Origin of the sequence: Rhodococcus sp. 4CII (assembly GCF_014256275.1) — a bacterium.
GTDB classification, from domain to species: domain Bacteria; phylum Actinomycetota; class Actinomycetes; order Mycobacteriales; family Mycobacteriaceae; genus Rhodococcus_F; species Rhodococcus_F wratislaviensis_A.
Genome location: NZ_JACCFE010000002.1, coordinates 494,123 through 513,515, shown reverse-complemented (window position 1 = coordinate 513,515; position 19,393 = coordinate 494,123). Strand labels below are relative to the sequence as shown.

16 protein-coding genes and 1 pseudogene are annotated in these 19,393 nt (G+C 67.8%); 9 read left to right on the top strand and 8 right to left on the bottom strand.

Annotation, left to right across the window (positions count from 1 at the left end):
* Positions 1–4 precede the first annotated feature (4 nt).
* Positions 5–3,892: an ATP-dependent RNA helicase HrpA gene (hrpA, locus tag H0B43_RS03215; protein WP_185729322.1), complete on the bottom strand. Its 3,888-nt coding sequence runs from the start codon at positions 3,890–3,892 to the stop codon at positions 5–7.
* 70 nt (positions 3,893–3,962) lie between these two features.
* Between hrpA and H0B43_RS03210 the strand changes: the two are divergent.
* Together H0B43_RS03210 and H0B43_RS03205 are read left to right on the top strand one after the other, a co-directional pair.
* Positions 3,963–4,608: pseudogene (locus H0B43_RS03210) on the top strand (Pr6Pr family membrane protein).
* A gap of 97 nt (positions 4,609–4,705) precedes the next feature.
* Complete coding sequence (locus H0B43_RS03205) at positions 4,706–5,785, top strand: alpha/beta fold hydrolase (protein WP_185729323.1); 1,080 nt, start codon at positions 4,706–4,708, stop codon at positions 5,783–5,785.
* 62 nt (positions 5,786–5,847) lie between these two features.
* Here H0B43_RS03205 and H0B43_RS03200 read toward each other — a convergent pair whose 3' ends face one another.
* The gene (locus H0B43_RS03200; protein ID WP_252189868.1) at positions 5,848–6,126 is read right to left on the bottom strand and encodes a VOC family protein; all 279 of its coding nucleotides are present in this window, start codon (positions 6,124–6,126) and stop codon (positions 5,848–5,850) included.
* 144 nt (positions 6,127–6,270) lie between these two features.
* Between H0B43_RS03200 and H0B43_RS03195 the strand changes: the two genes are divergently transcribed.
* Together H0B43_RS03195 and H0B43_RS03190 are read left to right on the top strand one after the other, a co-directional pair.
* Positions 6,271–7,635, top strand: coding sequence for an MFS transporter (locus H0B43_RS03195; RefSeq protein WP_185729324.1), 1,365 nt, complete (start codon positions 6,271–6,273; stop codon positions 7,633–7,635).
* A 62-nt stretch (positions 7,636–7,697) separates the two neighbouring features.
* The gene (locus tag H0B43_RS03190) at positions 7,698–8,930 is read left to right on the top strand and encodes an aspartate aminotransferase family protein (protein ID WP_185729325.1); all 1,233 of its coding nucleotides are present in this window, start codon (positions 7,698–7,700) and stop codon (positions 8,928–8,930) included.
* Here the strand turns inward: H0B43_RS03190 and H0B43_RS03185 are convergent.
* Entirely contained in the window at positions 8,894–9,148 is a 255-nt protein-coding gene (locus H0B43_RS03185) for a hypothetical protein (RefSeq protein WP_185730128.1), read from the bottom strand. The two genes, H0B43_RS03190 and H0B43_RS03185, sit on opposite strands and share 37 nt — an antisense overlap.
* 67 nt (positions 9,149–9,215) lie before the next feature.
* On the opposite strand from H0B43_RS03185, the gene H0B43_RS03180 reads away from it, so the two are divergent.
* Positions 9,216–9,932, top strand: a complete 717-nt coding sequence (locus H0B43_RS03180; protein ID WP_185729326.1) for a hypothetical protein — start codon at positions 9,216–9,218, stop codon at positions 9,930–9,932.
* Here the strand turns inward: H0B43_RS03180 and H0B43_RS03175 are convergent.
* The gene (locus tag H0B43_RS03175; protein WP_185729327.1) at positions 9,918–10,598 is read right to left on the bottom strand and encodes a PhzF family phenazine biosynthesis protein; all 681 of its coding nucleotides are present in this window, start codon (positions 10,596–10,598) and stop codon (positions 9,918–9,920) included. The genes H0B43_RS03180 and H0B43_RS03175 overlap by 15 nt on opposite strands.
* A gap of 145 nt (positions 10,599–10,743) precedes the next feature.
* Between H0B43_RS03175 and H0B43_RS03170 the strand changes: the two genes are divergently transcribed.
* Complete coding sequence (locus tag H0B43_RS03170; protein WP_185729328.1) at positions 10,744–11,655, top strand: hydrogen peroxide-inducible genes activator; 912 nt, start codon at positions 10,744–10,746, stop codon at positions 11,653–11,655.
* 11 nt (positions 11,656–11,666) lie between these two features.
* On the opposite strand, the gene H0B43_RS03165 is transcribed toward H0B43_RS03170, so the two are convergent.
* A complete protein-coding gene (locus H0B43_RS03165; RefSeq protein ID WP_185729329.1) occupies positions 11,667–12,416 on the bottom strand; it encodes a LysR family substrate-binding domain-containing protein in 750 nt (249 codons plus the stop codon).
* A 58-nt stretch (positions 12,417–12,474) separates the two neighbouring features.
* On the opposite strand from H0B43_RS03165, the gene H0B43_RS03160 reads away from it, so the two are divergent.
* Positions 12,475–12,879 carry a DUF5997 family protein gene (locus H0B43_RS03160; protein ID WP_185729330.1) on the top strand — a complete coding sequence of 135 codons (405 nt, stop codon included), beginning with the start codon at positions 12,475–12,477 and terminating at the stop codon, positions 12,877–12,879.
* Between the two features lie 3 nt (positions 12,880–12,882).
* Here the strand turns inward: H0B43_RS03160 and H0B43_RS03155 are convergent, their stop codons facing one another.
* The 3 genes from H0B43_RS03155 to H0B43_RS03145 all read right to left on the bottom strand — a co-directional run bounded on the left by H0B43_RS03155 (position 12,883) and on the right by H0B43_RS03145 (position 17,579).
* Positions 12,883–15,387 carry an RNA helicase gene (locus tag H0B43_RS03155; RefSeq protein ID WP_185729331.1) on the bottom strand — a complete coding sequence of 835 codons (2,505 nt, stop codon included), beginning with the start codon at positions 15,385–15,387 and terminating at the stop codon, positions 12,883–12,885.
* Between the two features lie 40 nt (positions 15,388–15,427).
* Positions 15,428–16,465, bottom strand: coding sequence for an alpha/beta fold hydrolase (locus tag H0B43_RS03150; RefSeq protein ID WP_185729332.1), 1,038 nt, complete (start codon positions 16,463–16,465; stop codon positions 15,428–15,430).
* Between the two features lie 145 nt (positions 16,466–16,610).
* Positions 16,611–17,579 carry a proteasome assembly chaperone family protein gene (locus H0B43_RS03145; RefSeq protein WP_185729333.1) on the bottom strand — a complete coding sequence of 323 codons (969 nt, stop codon included), beginning with the start codon at positions 17,577–17,579 and terminating at the stop codon, positions 16,611–16,613.
* A 286-nt stretch (positions 17,580–17,865) separates the two neighbouring features.
* Between H0B43_RS03145 and H0B43_RS03140 the strand changes: the two genes are divergently transcribed.
* Together H0B43_RS03140 and H0B43_RS03135 are read left to right on the top strand one after the other, a co-directional pair.
* A complete protein-coding gene (locus tag H0B43_RS03140; protein WP_185729334.1) occupies positions 17,866–18,492 on the top strand; it encodes an MBL fold metallo-hydrolase in 627 nt (208 codons plus the stop codon).
* Positions 18,493–18,590: 98 nt separating this feature from the next.
* Positions 18,591–19,304, top strand: coding sequence for a sensor domain-containing protein (locus H0B43_RS03135; protein ID WP_397517493.1), 714 nt, complete (start codon positions 18,591–18,593; stop codon positions 19,302–19,304).
* Positions 19,305–19,393: the final 89 nt, after the last annotated feature.

Below are 19,393 nucleotides of genomic sequence, written 5' to 3'. Positions count from 1 at the left end.
TGCCTCAGCGCACTTTCTGCATGGCACTCATCACACGCTTCTCCGAGACCGGGATGGGCGTGCCGAGTGTCTGCGCGAACAGGCTGACCCGCAGTTCCTCGATCATCCAGTGAATTGCGTCGACTTCGGCGGAGTGGTGTCGTTCCTCCGGTAGTGCCGCGAGCATGCGTTCGTAGCCGGCGTAGACCCGGTCGAGGGTGTCCATCCCCTTCTGGTCGCGGGGTGCGCTCCCCGGGAACGCTTCGAGGCGGGTGACTGCGGCGGTGAGGTAGCGGGGTACTTCGCGGAGGCGAGTTGCGCCGATGTCGGCGACAAATCCAGGAAAGAGCAGCGACTGCCGTTGTTCCCGCACGTCGTCGGCTGCCTCGCCGGTGGCGCGGTCCAGGACGACGGCGAGACGGTGGTCCGCTTCCAGCACCGGCGCCACCAGTCGCAGGAGCACTGCCACGTTCCGGGCCATCTCCGCGCGCGCCGTTTTCACGAGCGCGTCGAATTGCTCCGGTGTGCGCACCGGCGTGCCGTATGCAGCGATCAACTGGTTTGCGGCGGAATTGCGGCAGTCGTCGATGAGAGCCTCGAGGCTGCCGTCGGGGTTCTGCCCGAGCGCCAGCCTTTGTGCATTGCTCAGACCGGATGTGACCGTCTTCGCCTGGGTGGGAACGGCGGCGAGCAGCAACCGGCGCGTCCCGGCGCGCATCGCGGCTCGTTGAGCCGACGCGGTACTGAGGACGCGGACGGCGACACCGTCACCTTCCGGGACGAGAGCGGGATAGCCGGTGACCTTCTGGCCGCCGAGTTCGCGTGTCACAGTGGCCTCGAGGGAACCGAGGGTCTCGGGGGTCCACGTCAGTGCCGGCGGCCGCTCCGAATTCGAGGCCGCCTTCGCGACCTCCACCTGGACGCGGGGAGCGAGCGCCTTGCGCAGCGACACGAGGTCCTTGTCCCGGCCGAGGACGGCGCCCTTCTCGTCCACGGCGGCGAACGTCATCCGCAGGTGATCGGGGAGGGCGGAGACGTCGAAGTCCTTGGGGTCGATGCGGCACGCACCGAGCCGGGACAATTCGCGTGCCATCGCGGTGGTGAGCGGCTCGGAGCGGGGTTTCACGGCCGCCAGTGCAGCAGCCGCGAAGTCGGGCGCCGGAACGACCTGTCGGCGAAGGGTCTTCGGGAGCGTCTTGATGAGGGCGGTGACGAGTTCGACGCGCATGCCGGGGACGAGCCAGTCGAAGCCGACCGGGCGCAGGCCCGCCAGCAGCGCGATCGGGATCCGTGCCGTGACTCCGTCGTCCTCGTTGCCCGGCTCGAACTGGTACGTGAGGGGAAACTGCATGTCGCCCTGACGCCACGCGTCGGGGTAGTCGCCGCCGAGGACCGTGGCCGATTCGGCGTTGACGACCGTCGCCTGTGTGAACGTGAGGAGGTCGGGATTCGTGCGGCGGGCGACCTTCCACCAGGAGTCGAAATGCCGGGCCGAGACCGCCTCCGGGCCGACTCGGCGGTCGTAGAAGTCGTAGAGGGTGTCGTCGTCCACGAGGATGTCGCGCCGGCGGGCACGATGCTCGAGTTCTTCGACATCGTCGAGGAGCGCGCGGTTGGCGTGGAAGAACGCGTGCTGCGTCTGCCATTCGCCCTGCACGAGCGCATGGCGGATGAACAGGTCACGCGACGCTTCGGGGTCGATGGTGCTGTAGGTGACTGCACGCCGGGCGACGAGCGGGATCCCGTACAGCGTCACGCGTTCGTAGGCCATCGCCGCGCCGCGCTTGGAGGACCAGTGCGGTTCGGAATACGTACGTTTCACGAGATGGGGGGCAAGCTTCTCGGCCCACTCGGGTTCGATCCGGGCCGACATCCGCGCCCACAGGCGGGACGTTTCGACGAGTTCGGCGGCCATGACCCACCGGGGCGGCTTCTTGAACAGGCTGGAGCCGGGGAACACCGCGAACCGGCTTCCCCGGGCCCCGAGGAAGTCGCGTTTGTCGCCCTCGCGCAGTCCGATGTGCGACAGCAGGCCCGCAAGCAGGGACTGGTGGATCGCTGCTTCGCCGCCCGGGGTTTCGCTGGTGTTCCAGCCGAGCCCACGTGTGATCTGACGGAGCTGACCGTGCAGGTCCTGCCATTCGCGGATCCGCAGCCAGTGCAGGAACTCGTTGCGGCACATCTTCCGGAACTGGTTGGACGACAGCTCGTTCCGCTGCTCGCGCAGGTACTTCCACAGTTCGAGGAAGGCGAGGAAATCGGAATTCTCGACGGTGAATCGAGCGTGTTTCTCGTCGGCGGCCTGCTGGAACTCGGCGGGACGTTCCCGCACGTCCTGGATCGAGAGGGCGGAGACGATGACGAGTACCTCGGCCAGACAGCCGTTCCGGTGCGCCTCGACGAGCATCCGGGCCATCCGCGGATCGACGGGGATCTGCGCGAGTTCGCGTCCGACCGCGGTGAGGACGGGTTGCTCGCTCTGGGCTTTCCGTTCGATCGCGCCGAGTTCCTCGAGCAGGCCGATGCCGTCGCGGACGGCTCTCGGGTCGGGCGGCTGGACGAACGGGAACGCGGCGATGTCGCCGAGGCCGAGCGCCGTCATCTGCAGAATGACGGACGCAAGGTTGGTGCGCAGGATCTCCGGTTCCGTGAACGCCGGTCTCGCCTCGAAGTCCTCCTCCGAATAGAGCCGGATGCAGATGCCTTCGGCCACACGGCCGCAGCGTCCGGAACGCTGGCGGGCGGACGCTTGCGAGATCGGTTCGATGGGGAGGCGCTGCACCTTGGTGCGCACCGAGTATCGCGAGATGCGGGCGGTCCCGGGGTCCACGACGTACCTGATGCCGGGCACGGTGAGGGACGTTTCCGCGACGTTGGTCGACAGCACCACCCGGCGTCCGGTGTGGGGTGTGAACACCTTGTGCTGTTCGGCTGCGGACAGGCGGGCGTAGAGAGGCACGATCTCGGTGCCGCGCAGTCTGCGATCGCGCAGTGCGTCGGCGGTGTCGCGGATCTCCCGTTCGCCGGAGAGGAAGACCAGGATGTCGCCGTCGCCCTCGCCGGAGAGTTCTTCGACCGCTTCACACACCGCGTCGACGGGGTCCCGGTCGAAGCTCTGATCGCCGACGTCCACCGTGAGTGGCCGGTAACGCATTTCGACGGGGAACGTGCGACCGGACACCTCGACGATCGGGGCGGGCACACCGTCGGTGGCGAAGTGCTGCGCGAAGCGCTGCGGGTCGATGGTGGCCGACGTGATGATCACCTTCAGATCGGGCCGGCGGGGGAGGAGTTGCCGCAGGTACCCGAGTATGAAGTCGATGTTGAGGCTGCGTTCGTGGGCCTCGTCGATGATCAGCGTGTCGTACCGGCGGAGCATCCGGTCGCGCTGGATCTCGGCGAGCAGGATTCCGTCCGTCATCAGCTTCACCAGCGTGCCGTCCGACACCTGGTCGGTGAATCGCACGGTGTAGCCGACGGTCTCACCGAGTTCGCTGTGAAGTTCCTCGGCGATCCGTTCGGCGACCGTCCGCGCCGCGAGTCGGCGGGGCTGGGTGTGTCCGATGAGTCCGCGAACACCGCGTCCGAGTTCGAGACAGATCTTCGGGATCTGTGTCGTCTTGCCGGATCCCGTCTCGCCGGCCACGATGACGACCTGGTGTTCGGAGATCGCCTGTGCGATGTCGTCGCGGCGCTGACTGACGGGCAGCGAGTCGGGGTAGTCGATGGCGGGGACGCTGTCGAGTCTTCGTGCGACGCGTCCGCGGGCGGCGTCGATCTCGTCGGACAGGGAGGCGAGCGCGTCGGGCGTGCGCGCACGGTCGAGTCGCCGGCGGAGCCGGTGTTCGTCACGCAGTGTGAGGTCGCCGAGGCTGTTCTTCAGTTCCTGCCGGCTGGGTGCTGTGGTGGACATGCTGGACCCCAGCCTAGCGGGCGCGGTGGATCGGCCCGTGTCGCGCCCGCCCCTGTGCGAATATCGGCGCATGGACGCTGCCGTCGTCACGGATCTGCGAGGTCAGAGGATCGTTCGGGTTCTGCGGGCGGTCTTCGCCGTCTACGGGCTGATCGCGTTGCTGTGGATTCCCGTCCGCAACGCCGGCAGCCCCGACTTCTCGCCGGCCGACTACCTCAGCTACTTCACCATCGAGAGCAACATCCTCGCCGTTGTCGTCCTCCTGATCGGTGCCGTCCGGGATCCGCAGTCGCGGGGCTGGCAGCTGTTCCGTGGTGCGACGACGCTGTACATGGTCATCACCGGAATCGTGTATGCGGTGTTGCCGGCACAGGTCGACGTGATGCTGCAGGACGCCTGGATCAACACCGCACTGCACCGGTTGCTCCCGCTCGTCCTGCTGGCCGATTGGGTGATCGCGCGGTCTCGGGTGCGGATCACCGACGCCCGGTGCCTGAGCTGGCTGGTGTTTCCCGTCGTCTACGGCGTCTATTCGCTGATCCGCGGTCCGATCGTCGACTGGTATCCGTACCCGTTCCTCGATCCGCGGGAACAGGGCTACCTCCAGTTGGCTGTCACCGCGGTCGTGTTGTTGCTCGCCATGGCGTTGAATGGCGCTCGCCGTGAATGCGGTGGGACGTCTCGGTGCGCGTCGCCGGTACGGCGAGGTCCGGTAGCGGCGAAGTTGCGCGCGGACGATTCGCGGGCCGCGCTATCCTCAGCTGGACAGGCGTCCGCGACATCATCCGTGACTTCGGCAACGGCTGGGAGATTATGTTCGACGAGTTCGCAGGCGAGACGTTCGACCTGCTCAGCCGCGACCGCGGGAGTGTGGTTGCCGCCGACGACGGAGTACCGCTGGCGGTGCGCGAGGTCGGTCCCGGGTTCGCCCCGCTGACGGTGGTGTTCGTGCACGGCTTCTGCAATCGGATGACGGGGTGGCACTTCCAGCGGGTCCGGCTCGAGGAGACGTGGGGCTCCACGATTCGCATGGTGTTCTTCGACCTGCGGGGGCACGGCAATTCCGGGGTGCCGCGCCGCGACACGTGCACGATCCCGCATCTCGCGCAGGATGTGGACGCCGTGATCCGGGCGCTCGTGCCCGAGGGGCCGATCGTGCTGGTCGGCCACTCGATGGGCGGGATGGCCGTCCTCTCGTACGTCGGGCAGCACCCCGATCTGATCGGTTCGCGCGTCGTCGGGGTGGGTCTGATCGCCACCGCGGCGGAGAAGCTGGGAGATGTGGGACTTGCCCGGACCCTCAACACGCCGGTCGTCGCGGGATTCAGCACCGCGGCCCGGCACCTGCCCCGCGTGGTGCAGAGCGGTCGCGGCGCGAGCAAAAGGGTGCTGGCACCGATCCTGAGGTCTGCGTCCTTCGGCGACCGCAGCATCAGCCCGGCCATCATGTGGCACTCCGAGCAGATGATCAACGACACCTCACTGAAGACGCTCGTCGACTTCCTGCCGTCGTTCAAGAACCACGACGAGACGGCGGCCGTGCCGTTGCTGGCACCGATCGAGACGCTCGTCGTCTGCGGTGATCGGGACGTACTGACCCCGTTCCGCTATTCGAAGGCCATCGCCGGCGTGTTGCCGGACACGGAACTGGTGAAGGTGCCCGGTGCGGGGCACATGGTGCAGCTGGAACGCGCGGACGTCGTGTCGGATGCGATCGATCGTCTCCTGACCCGATCCGTCGAAACGCTTCCCACCCAGACTGCCTGGAACGAGTGGGTCCGGGTCATCACCGACTACGTCGACCACGTACGGCACTGGCTCGCTCATGGCGGGCCCGCCGCCTGGTGGCGGGGCTTACGCCGTCGTCCCGCTGTCGGTCCCACGTCCCGGTAGCACCCAGAATTCGTCGCCCTCCGGGTCGGCGAGGACCACCCAGGGTACGTTCGGGTCGTCGCTCAGCCGGTGCGCGCCGAGGGAGAACAGCGCCGCACCTCGTCGTCGCGGGATCCGGACGACGGTGCGATGTCGAGGTGCGGGCGGTTCTTCCCGGGCTTCCGGTCGTCGACGACCTGCAACAGCAGTGACGTCGACCCCGGTGCGCTCGCTTCGGCGTACTCGCGGCCGTATGCGTCCGTCCACCGGCGGGTCGACGGATAGCCGAGGGCCGCGCACCAGAATTGAGCCAGTGATCCCGATTCTCGGCAGTCGACGGCAATGGCGATTCGGCTGGTCATGGGTTGCGGTTACCCGCGTAGCGGTGAGTGAACACCGTCCCGGGCAGGCACTCGCGAGTCTTCGTAAACCGCAAAGCGGCGACAACACGTGTCACTCGGGACACAATGAGGGCACGCGAACACGGGCCCCAGGAGGCGGGATCTATGGCATCTGCGAATGTGTCAGCCGAGCAGGAAACGCTCCCACCAGGTGTTCTCCGTCGTGCGATCGCAGCGTCGGCGATGGGCAACGCCACCGAGTGGTTCGACTACGGTGTCTACGCGTTCACCGTCACCTATATCTCGGCCACGTTCTTTCCGGGCGATACCGGTTCGGCCACGCTGTACGCCCTGCTGGTGTTCGCGGTGTCGTTCGTGGTGCGTCCGCTCGGCGGTCTCGTGTGGGGTCCGCTGGGTGACCGGCTCGGCCGCCGTCAGGTTCTCGCGCTGACGATCGTCATGATGGCGGGTGCGACGTTCTGCGTCGGCCTGGTGCCGGGTTACGACGTCATCGGTGTGTGGGCACCGCTTCTGCTGGTGCTGCTGCGCATGATCCAGGGCTTTTCGACCGGCGGCGAATACGGCGGAGCGGCAACGTTCATGGCCGAGTACTCACCCGACCGCAAGCGCGGTTTCTGCGGGAGTTTCCTCGAATTCGGCACCCTCGGCGGTTACGCGCTGGGTGCAATCGTCGTGCTGGTGGTGGAACTGTTCTCCTCCGACCCGTTCATGTCCACGTGGGGCTGGCGGATCCCGTTCCTCATCGCCGGGCCGATGGGTCTGATCGGTCTGTACCTGCGGACCAAGCTCGAGGAGACACCCGTCTTCCGCGAACTCGACGCGGAGGGCGCGGTGGAGTCGGGGACGACCCACGAGTTCAAGGACCTGGTGACCGAGTACTGGAAGCCGCTGCTGCTGCTCGGCGGTCTCGTCATCGCGTTGAACGTCACGAACTACACCCTGCTGAGTTACATGCCGACCTACCTGGAAACACAGATCGGCCTGTCGTCCACCGCATCGCTGACGTTGTTCATCGTGGGGCAACTCGTGATGATGGCCGTCATTCCGTTCGCGGGCGGGTTGTCGGACAGGGTGGGCCGCAAACCGTTGTGGTACGGCTCACTCGTGGGGCTGATCGTGCTCGCCGTCCCGATGTACCTGCTGATGCGTCAGGGTTTCGGATGGGCGATCCTGGCGTTCGCCGTCCTCGGGTTGCTGTACGTCCTGCAGCTGTCCACGATCTCGGCGACCTTCCCGGCGATGTTCCCGACCCACGTGCGGTTCGCGGGTTTCGCCATCGCGTACAACGTGTCCACCTCGCTGTTCGGCGGCACGGCCCCCGCGGTCAACGAGCTGCTCATCGACTGGACCGGAAACACGCTCATGCCCGCGTTCTACATGATGGCCGCCTGCGGAATCGGTCTCGTCGCGCTGTACTTCGTGGCCGAGACGGCGGGCGCGTCCATCCGCGGCCGCGGGATACCGGGTGTCGACACGGAAGCGCACCCCACCGCACTCGCGGACAAGTGACGCGGCCGGATCCGGGCCGGGGCGCCGTGGCATAGTCGCCTCGGGCGGGGTTTCACGAAGGGATGAACATGGCGTCGGCACTGTGGCACGGATTCGCGGATATGGGCGCGGTGGAACAGAAGGGCGCCTTCGTGGTGTCCCGCGGCGAAGGCGCGTACATCTGGGACAACCGTGGAAACCGCTACCTCGATGCGACAGCGGGTCTGTGGTTCACCAACGTCGGGCACGGGCGTGCGGAGATCGCGGACGCCGTCGCCGAACAGTTGCGGACGATGGCCCACTTCTCGAACTTCGGTGACTTCGTTCCCGAGACCACCGCGACCCTCGCCGACCGCCTCGCCACCATCGCGCCGGTGCCCGGCAGCAAGATCTTCTTCACCTCGGGCGGCTCGGATTCGGTGGACACGGCAGCCAAGCTGGCGCGTCGCTACTGGCACGAGATGGGCAAACCGGCCAAGACGATCGTGGTCGGCCGCCAGAAGGCGTATCACGGAATGCACGTCGCGGGAACCGCGCTGGCCGGTATTCCCGTCAACCGCGAGGGCTACGGCGAGCTGATGGCCGACGCCGCGACAGTCGCCTGGAACGACGCCAAGAGCCTGCTCGAACTGATCGAGAAGATCGGCGCCGACAAGATCGCCGCGTTCTTCTGCGAGCCCATCATCGGCGCCGGCGGCGTGTACCTGCCGCCGGAGGGATACCTCGCGGAGGTCCGCGACATCTGCCGCGAACACGACATCCTGTTCGTGGTCGACGAGGTGGTCACCGGATTCGGCCGTATCGGCGGCGAGTGGTTCGCGTCGACGCGATTCGACCTGCAGCCCGACATGATGACGACGGCGAAGGGGCTCACGTCCGGTTACGTCCCGATGGGTGCGGTGTTCATCGCGCCGCGCGTGGCCGAACCGTTCTTCGCCGGCGGAGTCTGGTGGCGGCACGGCTACACCTACGGCGGTCATGCCGGTGCCGCGGCGGCCGCCCTCGCCAACCTCGACATCATCGAGAGGGAAAACCTGCTGGCCGAGTCGAAGCGGCTCGAGGCATCACTGCACGAGCACCTCGCGCCTCTCGCCGACCACCCGCGGGTCGAGGAGGTGCGCAGTGGTCTCGGTGCCGTCGCGGCGGTGCAGCTGGCGGATCCGGCAGAGGCTCTCCCGTTCGTGAGCACATTGCGTGAACACGGAATCTCGGGCCGCGCCGCCGGTCAGGGTGCCCTGCAGATCTCGCCGTCGTTCGTGATGACGGACGAGCAGGTCGGTCAGCTCGCCGACGGCATCCGCCGGGCTCTGGGCTGATCGCTGCCGGTGCCCCGCCCGCGGACACGGCGCAGGGCACCGGCGACCCGGTCTCGCCACGTCGGCTCGCTCAGATCGATCTCCGTCTGCCCGTCGTGCGCCGCGTACGCGCGGGTGTAGCGCTCGTGAAGACGCGTCCGCACCTCGTCGGGCGTGTACGCCTTGCGTTGCCGGTCCGCGCGGACCGCGACGACCCCCGTCGCGGCCACACCCACCATTCCGGCGAGTCCGAGAAGTTTCCACCATTGCCTGCCGTGAGGTCGCATCCTTCTAGGCTAGGGACCCATGGACGCGCCACGGCACACGGACGCACGACGACACGGTTCCACCATCGACCTCGACACCGCGGTCGAGGTAACCCGCACCGGCGACATCTGGATCTTCCGCGGAGAATCCCCGGCCGACAGGGCGATCCAGACGCTGACGAACAGCCCGGTCAACCACGTCGGCATGTCGGTGGTCCTCGAGGACCTCCCGCCGCTGATGTGGCACGCCGAACTCGGGCATTCGTTGCAGGACATGTGGACAGGGCGCTTCCAGCGGGGTGTGCAACTCCACGACCTGCGTTCCGCCGTCCAGGTGTGGGGTGCGCGGTACGGGCAGCGGGGCTGGCTGCGTCAGCTCGCCGAACCCGCGACCGCGCAGCAGGAGGACGCCTTGCTGCGGACCATCGCGCGGCTCGACGGAACGCCGTTCCCGTCGACGGCGAGACTCGCCTCGCGATGGTTCGGCGGGCGCCTGCCCAGGAAGGGGCGTCGGCAGGCGCGGTCGGGGAGCCTCGAAAGTGCCTACTGCGCCGAGGTGGTCGCGCAGACGTATGAGGAGATGGGCCTGATCGTCGGCCGCCGGCGCACCAACTGGTACGACCCCGGAAAATTCTGGAGCGGCGACAGGCTTCCCCTCGCGCCCGGCGTGACGCTGGGCCGGGAGATCGAGGTGACGCTGAGCGCCGCCGACCTCACCGCGGGGCGAGGCGGAGGACCGGCGTCAGAGGGTGCGTGACTTCTCGGGGTGAACCCGTCCGCCGACCTCGACCCAGCCGGCCGAATCGTAGGTGGTGCGCAGTTCGGAGCCCTTGCCCTGGGTGATCAGGAGGGCGTGCCGCAGGTGCGCGGTGATGCGGACGGCCGCGGCCCCGGTGGCCTCGTCCTCGGTGATACCCATGTCCGGGGCGAACATTCGAGACCGGATCGAATGCTCGACCTTGTCCGTCCAGGCCCACAGGTAGTGGTGTCCTGCGCCGAACCTCTTCGGGTCCGCCGACTGGACCTCCCGCACATTGTCCATCGGGTACAGCGAGAACTCGGGCGCCCACTCGGGCCGGGCACGCACCCACGTGATCGCACCGGAACGCCGGGTGGCGACGGGGCCCGCGGGGACGTCGAGGGTGGTCACCGAAGCGCCGCGCTCGTGCAGCCACCAGGACAGCCCGACGGTGGGATGTCCGGCGAAGGGGAGTTCGGTCGTGGGGGTGAAGATCCGGGCGGACGCGTGCTCGTCGCCGGGCCCGGGGATGTCGACGAAGATCGTCTCGCTGTACCCGAGCGCGGCGGCGACGGACTGTCGGTCCTCGGACGGGACGGTCGACGCGTCGACGATGCCGAGTGGATTGCCGTGGCGTCCTTTGTCGTCGGTGAACACCCGGACTACATCTACGTGGATGGGCATTGACGCACCCTATCGCTCCGGCGCGTCGGTGAACCACGTGTGCCGGACGCGCACGCCGGCGAGGGCCGGCCCTGTCCGGTGTCATTCCTTCCGGACGAAACCCGTCGAAAGGGACGGGTGATGGATGACGTTTAGACTGATAGGCATGGCCGATCAGAGTTATCAACCCACCCTGTCACAGCTGCGTGCGTTCGTGGCTGTGGCGGAGTACCGCCATTTCGGCACGGCCGCAGCACGATTGAGTGTGAGTCAACCCACCCTGTCGCAGTCGCTGGCCGCCCTGGAGAACGGGCTCGGCGTGCAGCTCATCGAGCGCAGCACTCGCCGCGTCCTCGTCACCGCGGCGGGGGAGCGACTCCTCGGTCAGGCCAAGGTCATCCTCGAGGCCGCCGACGGTTTCGTCGCGACGGCCGCGGGCGTCGGCGACCGGCTGGCCGGACCGCTGCGGATCGGGTTGATTCCCACCGTCGCCCCGTACGTCCTGCCGGCCCTGCTGCCGGCGCTGCGCGAGGAGATGCCCGCCCTCGAGCCGCAGGTCATCGAGGATCAGACGGCGCGACTGCTGGAGGCGTTGCGGGTGGGCGCGCTGGACGTCGCGGTGCTGGCGTTGCCGAGCGGTGTCAGCGGTCTCGTCGACATTCCCTTGTATACAGAGGATTTCGTGATGGTCGTGCCGGAGGGGCATCCGCTCGCGGGGCGCACCGACATCACGCCGCGGATGCTGGACGAGCTCCCGCTCCTGCTGCTCGACGAGGGGCACTGCCTGCGCGACCAGACCCTCGATCTGTGCCGCTCGGTCGACGCGCACCCGGTGGCGGGCGACACCCGCGCCACGTCGCTGTCCACGGTGGTGCAGTGCGTCGCCGGCGGACTCGGGGTGACCCTCGTGCCGGAATCCGCCGTCCAGGTGGAGACGGGCCGGGGGCCGCTCGCGACCGCCCGCTTCGCGGCGCCGGCTCCCGGTCGCACGATCGGCCTCGTGTTCCGCTCGTCCAGCGCCCGCGCGGACAATTACGGGCAACTCGCCGGTCTGCTCACGAAGATGGCGCCGGCCTGACTGCCGGGGGGCTAGGACCGCCGCCGGGGCTTGCCCCGCTTGCCGCCCTTGGTCCCGGAACCGGACCGCGACGTCTTGGCCCCCGCGGCGGGCTTCTGTCGCGGGGCCGCCGCCGCGGGACGCTTCTTCTTCGGCTCAGCAGGCGTCGGAGTGCGCCCCCGGGAGCTGTTGACGGTCCGGCCGCGGACGATGCCGATGAACTCCTCCACCAAGTCGGTGGTCTCGTCCTCGGGCCACGACAGCGCGATCCGCGATTCCGGGCCGTCCGTGACGGTCCGGTAGATCAGGTCTTTGCGGTGGTGGAGCCGGGCGAGCGACTGCGGCACCACGAGCAGCCCGATCCCCGCCGCGACCAGTTCGATCGCGTCGCTCGTCGTTTCCGGCCGGTCCTGGGCGGGCCGCCCCGGCACCGTGTCCCACTCGAGGGGGTCGTCGAGGGGACGAAGCACGATCTCGTCGTCCAGATCCGCGATCGACACCTCATCCACTGCCGCCACGACGTGGTCCTTCGGTGCCACCACCACCGGGATCTCGGTGTACAGGGGGATGGCGCTGAGCCCGGTCCGGTCGATCGGCAACCGCACCAGGCCGGCGTCCGCTCCGCCGCCGCGCAATCGATCGGGCGCCTCGGCGGCGGACACCGCCACGAGGGCGAGAGGCACGTCGGGCAGCCGTTCGTTCCAGATCCGCACCCACTTGGTAGGGGTCACCCCCGGGACGTACGCGAGCCGGAAGGAAGGGGATGCGTCCGCGTCTGTCACCCCGCCAGGCTACCGGCCTCGGTCAACGGCACCGCAGACGCTCGTTACTCTTGACACCATGACGTCGCACAAGAGCTCCCAGACTATGAAGCCCGCCACCGCGGCGAAGAAGCTGGGTGTGTACCTCGAGGCCACCCCCGCGGAGTTCCAGGAGGGTGTCGTGTCCCGCGACGAACTGAGCGCCTTGCAGAGCGACCCGCCCGAGTGGCTGCTCGCGCTGCGCAGCAACGGTCCACACCCGCGGCCGGTGGTCGCGGCGAAACTGGGCGTGTCGATCGCGGGCCTCGCCCGAGGCGGGGTCACCGAGGCGCTCACGACCGAGCAGATCGACGCGCTGATGGCGGATCGCCCCGAGTGGCTGCAGCAGGAGCGTGCCACCCAGGCCGAGGTCCGCAAGGAGGCCGTCCGCATCAAGGAGAAGAACGCGGCGCGGCGCGATCAGCCGCGCAGGCCGCGTTCCTGACCACTACCCCTCGACGATGCTGAGTTCGTCGAAGATCACTTCGCCGGCCGCGTCGGATTCGGGAAGGTCGACGACCGCCGTCAGCGCCCACCCGTGATCGCCCTGCGGGTCCTCCAGGACTTGCCGGACCCGCCACAGCTCGGGCGTGGTCTCCACCTGAAACAGCTGGGGGCCGCGCGCCGACGGGCCGGTGCCGAGCGAGTCGTACTCGTCGAAGTACGGCTGGAGTTGGTCCTCCCACTCGTCCGCATCGATGCCGTCGTCGAGTCCCTCGAGCTCGGCCCACCGCCGCCGGGACGCGAGTTCGATACGCCGGAACATGGCGTTGCGCACCATCACCCGGAATGCTCTCGTGTTCGCCGAGATCGGGCGCGGCACATCGGCCCCGAACGCGACCTGCTGCTCGTCCCCCTCGGCGCCGGGGTCGGTGAGTTGCTCCCACTCGTCGAGCAGACTCGAATCCACCTGGCGGATCAGCTCGCCGAGCCACTCGATGAGGTCGTCGAGCTCCTCCGTCCGGGCCTCGGTCGGAACGGTCTGGCGTAGTGCGCGATACGCATCCGCGAGATAGCGCAGCACGAGTCCTTCGGAACGGGCCAGGCCGTAATGGCTGACCATCTCGGCGAACGTCATGGCACGCTCGACCATGTCCCGCACGACCGACTTGGGTGACAGCGCGAACTCCGAAATCCACGGATGACCACCGCGGTACATCTCGAACGCGGGAAACAGCAATTCGGCGAGGGGCTTGGGCCAGGTGACCTCCTCGAGAAGTTCCATCCGCTCCTCGTACTCGATCCCGTCGGCCTTCATCTGCGCGACCGCCTCACCGCGGGCGAAGTGCTGCTGTGCCATGAGGACCTGCCGCGGGTCGTCGAGGGTCGACTCGATCACCGAGACCACGTCGAGCGCGTACGAGTCGGATTCGGCGTCGAGGAGTTCGAGGGCGGCGAGGGCGAATGGGGACAGTGGTTGATTCAGCGCGAAGTCGCGCTGGAGTTCCATCGTGAGCCGGGCCATGCGGCCGTCGGCGTCGGGCTCGTCGAGCCGTTGCACCACGCCGGCGTCGATCAGACCGCGGTACAACGACAGTGCTTTGAGGATGTGCTTGCGCTGCGCCGGCCGCGACTCGTGGTTGTCCTCGAGAAGGTGCCGCATCGACTCGAAGCAGTTACCCGGTCGGGCGATCACGTTGAGCAGCATGGAATTCGACACGGAGAACCGCGACGTGAGTGGTTCGGGCGACGCGGCGACGAGGCGATCGTACGTGGCCTCGCTCCACGAGACGAAGCCGTCCGGTGCCTTCTTGCGTTGCACCTTCCGGCGCTTCTTGGGGTCGTCGCCGGCCTTCGCCAGCGCGCGCAGATTCTCGACCTCGTGTTCGGGGGCCTGTACCACGACCGTGCCCAGGGTGTCGTAGCCCGCGCGTCCGGCCCGGCCCGCGATCTGATGGAACTCCCGGGCGCGGAGGTGCCGTGTGCGGGTGCCGTCGAACTTGGTCAGTCCGGTGAGGAGGACGGTGCGGATGGGGACGTTGATCCCTACACCGAGAGTGTCGGTGCCGCAGATGACCTTCAACAGGCCGTCCTGCGCCAGCTTCTCGATGAGACGGCGATACTTCGGCAGCATCCCCGCGTGGTGGACGCCGATGCCGTGCCGGACGAGGCGTGAGAGGGTCTTGCCGAATCCGGTGGTGAAGCGGAATCCGCCCAGCGCCTCGGCAATCGCGTCCTTCTCCTCGCGCGAACAGAAGTTGACGCTGGTCAGAGCCTGTGCGCGTTCCAGGGCGGCGGCCTGGGTGAAGTGGACGACGTAGACCGGGGCCTGGTTGGTGGTCACCAGTTCCTCGATGGTCTCGCTCACGGGGGTCGTGGCGTACGAGAACAGGAGGGGTACGGGACGCTCGGTGCCGGCCACGACGGTCGTGGGGCGTCCGGTCCGCCGGGTGAGGTCGGACGAGAAGAAGTCGACCTCGCCGAGCGTGGCCGACATCAGCAGGAACTGGGCGTGGGGGAGTTCGACGAGGGGGACCTGCCAGGCCCACCCGCGGTCGGGCTCGGAGTAGAAGTGGAACTCGTCCATCACCACCTGGCCGATGTCGGAGTCCGGGCCCTCCCGCAGTGCGAGGTTCGCGACGATCTCTGCGGTTGCACAGATGATGGGTGCCCGCGAGTTGACGGCGGCGTCGCCGGTCATCATGCCGACGTTCTCCGCGCCGAACACCTCGCACAGGGCGAAGAACTTTTCGCTGACGAGGGCCTTGATCGGGGCCGTGTAGAACGTGCGCTTGCCGGTGGCCATCGCGTAGAAGTGGGCGCCGACCGCCACCATGGACTTACCGGATCCGGTGGGCGTCGCGAGGATCACATTGGCCCCGGACACCAACTCCATGACCGACTCTTCCTGGGCGGGATAGAGCGTCAGACCTCGATCTTCGGTCCAGGAGGTGAAGGCGTCGAAAACGGAATCGGAATCCGCGTTCCCGGGGATCAGGTCGGAGAGAAGCACTACTACAGGCTAGTCGGACGCCGGAACGCCACCGCCGGGCCTATGTCGCGCTGCGCTCGTCCGATCCCATCGCGTCCAGGACCGCCATGCGAGTCGACGCACTGCCGGTGATGGTGCTCTCGCCGACGCCGGTGACCAGCATCTGCCGCCACTTCGCTTCGTCGAATTGCAAGGGATGCGTTCCCGACAGGAATTTCTCGATGGTGCGCAGGAACCGCATCGGGTCGTCGCGGAACGGGAAATGGCCTGCGCCACGGAAGATCTCGAGGTGTGAGCCGGGCATGGCGGCGTGCGCCAGGTGGGCGTGGCTCACTGGGATGACGGCGTCCTGATCGCCCCAGATGAGCTGCACCGGAAGGTTCTCGGTCAGATAACATCGGTCGAGCATGGTGACGACCTGGCCACGCCAGTCGACGACGGCCCGCAGAGTGCGCAGGTAGGCCTCGTACGCGGTGGGGTCGTACAACTCGGCGAGTACCCGTACCAGGTCGGGTGTGTCGTGCAGGAGCGCCCCGGGACGCAGCCGAGTTCCGTTCAGCTGACTCAGCACATTGCCGACCAGCCGGACGGTGGGCATCGCACCCGGGATGCGCAGCAATTTCAGCGCCTCGTTGACTACCGGGACCGACGCGAGCCGCAGAAGCGGGTGCACGTCCTTCGTGACCCCGCCCGCCGACACCAGGACGAGCCGGTCGACCATCTGCGGGAACTGATAGGCGAACTGCATGGCGACCCCGCCGCCGAGCGAGTGACCGACGACGGTGACCTTGTCGATGCCCAGGGTGGACAGGAGGTCGCGCATGCCGTTGGCGTATGCCGCGACGGAGTAATCGGCCCGCGGCTTGTCGGAACGCCCGTGACCGAGCAGGTCGGGCGCGATGACGGTGTAGTTCTTGGCGAGGTGCGGGATGATCTCGGTCCACGTGGACGAGTTGTCGCCGATGCCGTGGATCAGCAGCAGCGCAGGACCCTCGCCCGCCATGCGGAACGCACGACGGTAACCGTGGATGGTGCGGAACATCATGCGGGTTTCGGCGTTCGGAACAGGCCTGAGCTTGCGAATGCGATGGTCGCTCATGTCGCCTCCTGAACTACGTGCAGTGCCCGAATGTTGACAGCTCAATCATCCGCTTCATCTCGACGCTATTGCACCGGGTGCCGGATGAACAACCGGACCGTGCGGCCGCACAGTGTCCGCGTGGCGACCGCACAACCACTCGCCGTCATGCCCCGCCCGGTGATTCCCCCTCCTCGTCGGAGTCGCCGCCGTTGCCGTCCTGCATCGCCTGTTCGGCGAGGAAACGCTCGAACTCCGCACCGAGTTCGTCACCGCTCGGAAGATCTTCTTCGCTGGCCAGAAGCGTGGACTGCTGCTCCTGAGCCGTCACGTACGCATCGTACTGGCGTTCCAGGGCGTGGACGACGGTTTGTACCTCCTCGTTACCCGCGATGTGCTCGTCGACCTGTTCCCGGACGCGCGCGGCGGCCTCGCCGAGCGCGGTCAGCGGCAGGTCGAGGGCGGTGACGTCACTCACGTTCTCGAGGAGGGTTTCGGCGGCCCCGGGGTAGTCCGTCTGAGCCAGGTAATGCGGAACGTGTACGGAGAATCCCACCGACTCGTGACCGTGCTGCGCCATCCGCAACTCGATCAGCGAGGAAGCGCTGCCCGGCACCTGCAGCTCGCCCGACCAGCGCTGATGGTCCTTGATCAGGTCCTTGTTGGTCGAATGAGCCGTTACTCCGAGCGGGCGAGTGTGTGGAATGGCCATCGGAATGGCGTTGATGCCCACGGTCCGGCGCACACCGAGCTGCTCGGCCAGCAGCCGCACCGCCGTGGTGAACCGCTCCCAGCGAAGATCGGGTTCCATGCCTGCCAGCAGGAGGAACGGGGTTCCCGCCGTGTCCTTCAGGGAATACAGGTTCAGCTCGGGCTGGTCGTAGTCCGAAAAATGATCGGACTTGAACGTCATCGTGGGCCGACGTGAGCGGTAGTCGACGAGCTCGTCGACCGCGAAAGAGGCGACCAGTTCGCTCTCCAGGCTCTCGCGGAGATGCGTGGTGGCGAGCTTGACGGCGTGGCCGGCGTCGGAGAAGCCCTCGAGTCCATGGATCAGCACAGGTCCCTGCCCGTCCGCGGAGGACAATTGCGGCGCCGGGAACTCCAGCTCGTACATCTTCGACTGTTCGTCCATTACAGACCTCTTCTCCTTCGTGCCTGGCCTCCAGTGTCCCCTATCGTCTCCGGCATCGATACGTCGGACTTTGCTCTCGGAGGGCCCGCTCTGGGGGAACACGCCGCGCTCGACCGATAATTCCCGCCACGGGCCGTTCGGTGTTCGCCCACAGCGAGATCCCGCGCGCCAATTGTGGCACTGTGAGGAACGGCACGGTCCGAGCAGGACGACGTTTCTGGAGGTGCACGATGTCGAATCGAGCAGAGGCATGTGCCGGCCGGGTCCGGCGATCGGCGGTCGCGTCGTGAGCGTGCACATCGACCGAGTGGTCACCTCCGGCACCTTCAGCCTCGACGGCGGCACGTGGGACGTCGAGAACAACGTGTGGATAGTCGGCGACGACTCCGAAGTGGTGGTCGTCGACGCCGCACATTCCGCCGAACCGATCGTCGCGGCGGTCGGCCGCCGGAAGGTGCGGGCCATCGTCTGCACACACGGGCACAACGACCACGTCACGGTGGCGCCCGAATTGTCGGCAGCGCTTGATGCTCCCCTCTATCTCCACCCGGCCGACGACGTGCTGTGGAGGCAGACGCATACCGCCGTCGCGTACACACCGATCGAGGACGAGCAGCAGATCCCGGTGGCCGGGACCGACATCCGGGTGCTGCACACTCCCGGTCACTCGCCCGGTTCGTGCTGCCTGTACCTGCCGGAGGCGGGGGAGTTGTTCAGCGGCGACACCCTGTTCTCGGGAGGCCCCGGCGCCACCGGGCGGTCCTACTCGGACTTCCCGACGATCATCGGGTCCATCCGCGACCGTCTGTTCGCGCTGCCGGCGTCGACCACGGTCCGCACCGGACACGGCGACGGCACCAGCATCGGAGCCGAGGCCCCGCATCTGGAGGAGTGGATCGCGCGCGGCAGTTGAGCCGCAGCCTCCCCGCTGCCGGTGCATCGGCGTGGCAGAGTGGCGGAAAAGGGGCACCCCGGGCGGGGCTGCCGCAGATCCGATACGGGAGGTCGACGGTGAGGTCTCGGCGCACAGCGGTACTCAGGGCCATCGCCGTCCCCGTGGTCACGCTATCCGCCGCCGCAGCGCTCCTGTCCGGGTGCTCCTCGACGGTCTCCGGGGTTGCGCAGCCGAGTCCGGCCATCGCCGTCGGTTCGCCGTCCGGCAAGGGGCTGTCGAAGCTCCTGGTCGACCCCGCCGACTTCCCGGCCCGGTACGAGGCGATCGTGCTCCCCGCCCAGGCGGTGGCGATGGCCGCCCCCGACCTGACAGGCGTATCGCAGGGTGCGGTCGTCGATCCCGCGGACTGCGCGCCGCCGGCGCAGGACTACGGACCGACCGGCACGGTCATGGCCGTGGGCACGGACAATGCGAGCCGTTCCACGATCTCGATCGAACTCACCAAGACCGACACACCCCTGGACGAACTGGCCGCGCAGACCGAGCGATGCGGCGAGGTCACGGTGACCGACAACGGCGCCGAGTCCACCGTCACCACCGAGGTCACGCCCGCGCCTCCCGTCCGGGCCGACGACACCCTTGCGCTCCGGCGGACCGTCAAGTCGGGTAACGACAGCGAGAAGGTCACCCAGTCGATGATCACGTTGATCGCCCAGGTCGGCGACGTGCGGGTGTCGGCGACGTTCATGTCGTTCGGCGACGCGAAAGCCGACACCGTTGCGCTCGACGAGGTGTTCACCGCGGCGGTGCAGAAGGTGCAGAACAGCTGAGCGGAGGCCTAGCACACGGCTCCGACGACTTTTCCGGCGAACGGCGGGTCCGCCCGGCGCGGCGGCCGGGTTGTCCACAACCCGTCGCC

Bases quoted from the DNA above. Each gene is read 5' to 3' on its own strand.
- hrpA (WP_185729322.1), bottom strand. From the start codon at position 3,892: ATGTCCACCACAGCACCCAGCCGGCAGGAACTGAAGAACAGCCTCGGC.
- H0B43_RS03205 (WP_185729323.1), top strand. From the start codon at position 4,706: ATGTTCGACGAGTTCGCAGGCGAGACGTTCGACCTGCTCAGCCGCGAC.
- H0B43_RS03200 (WP_252189868.1), bottom strand. From the start codon at position 6,126: ATGACCAGCCGAATCGCCATTGCCGTCGACTGCCGAGAATCGGGATCA.
- H0B43_RS03195 (WP_185729324.1), top strand. From the start codon at position 6,271: ATGGCATCTGCGAATGTGTCAGCCGAGCAGGAAACGCTCCCACCAGGT.
- H0B43_RS03190 (WP_185729325.1), top strand. From the start codon at position 7,698: ATGAACATGGCGTCGGCACTGTGGCACGGATTCGCGGATATGGGCGCG.
- H0B43_RS03185 (WP_185730128.1), bottom strand. From the start codon at position 9,148: ATGGTGGGTGTGGCCGCGACGGGGGTCGTCGCGGTCCGCGCGGACCGG.
- H0B43_RS03180 (WP_185729326.1), top strand. From the start codon at position 9,216: ATGGACGCGCCACGGCACACGGACGCACGACGACACGGTTCCACCATC.
- H0B43_RS03175 (WP_185729327.1), bottom strand. From the start codon at position 10,598: ATGCCCATCCACGTAGATGTAGTCCGGGTGTTCACCGACGACAAAGGA.
- H0B43_RS03170 (WP_185729328.1), top strand. From the start codon at position 10,744: ATGGCCGATCAGAGTTATCAACCCACCCTGTCACAGCTGCGTGCGTTC.
- H0B43_RS03160 (WP_185729330.1), top strand. From the start codon at position 12,475: ATGACGTCGCACAAGAGCTCCCAGACTATGAAGCCCGCCACCGCGGCG.
- H0B43_RS03150 (WP_185729332.1), bottom strand. From the start codon at position 16,465: ATGAGCGACCATCGCATTCGCAAGCTCAGGCCTGTTCCGAACGCCGAA.
- H0B43_RS03145 (WP_185729333.1), bottom strand. From the start codon at position 17,579: ATGGACGAACAGTCGAAGATGTACGAGCTGGAGTTCCCGGCGCCGCAA.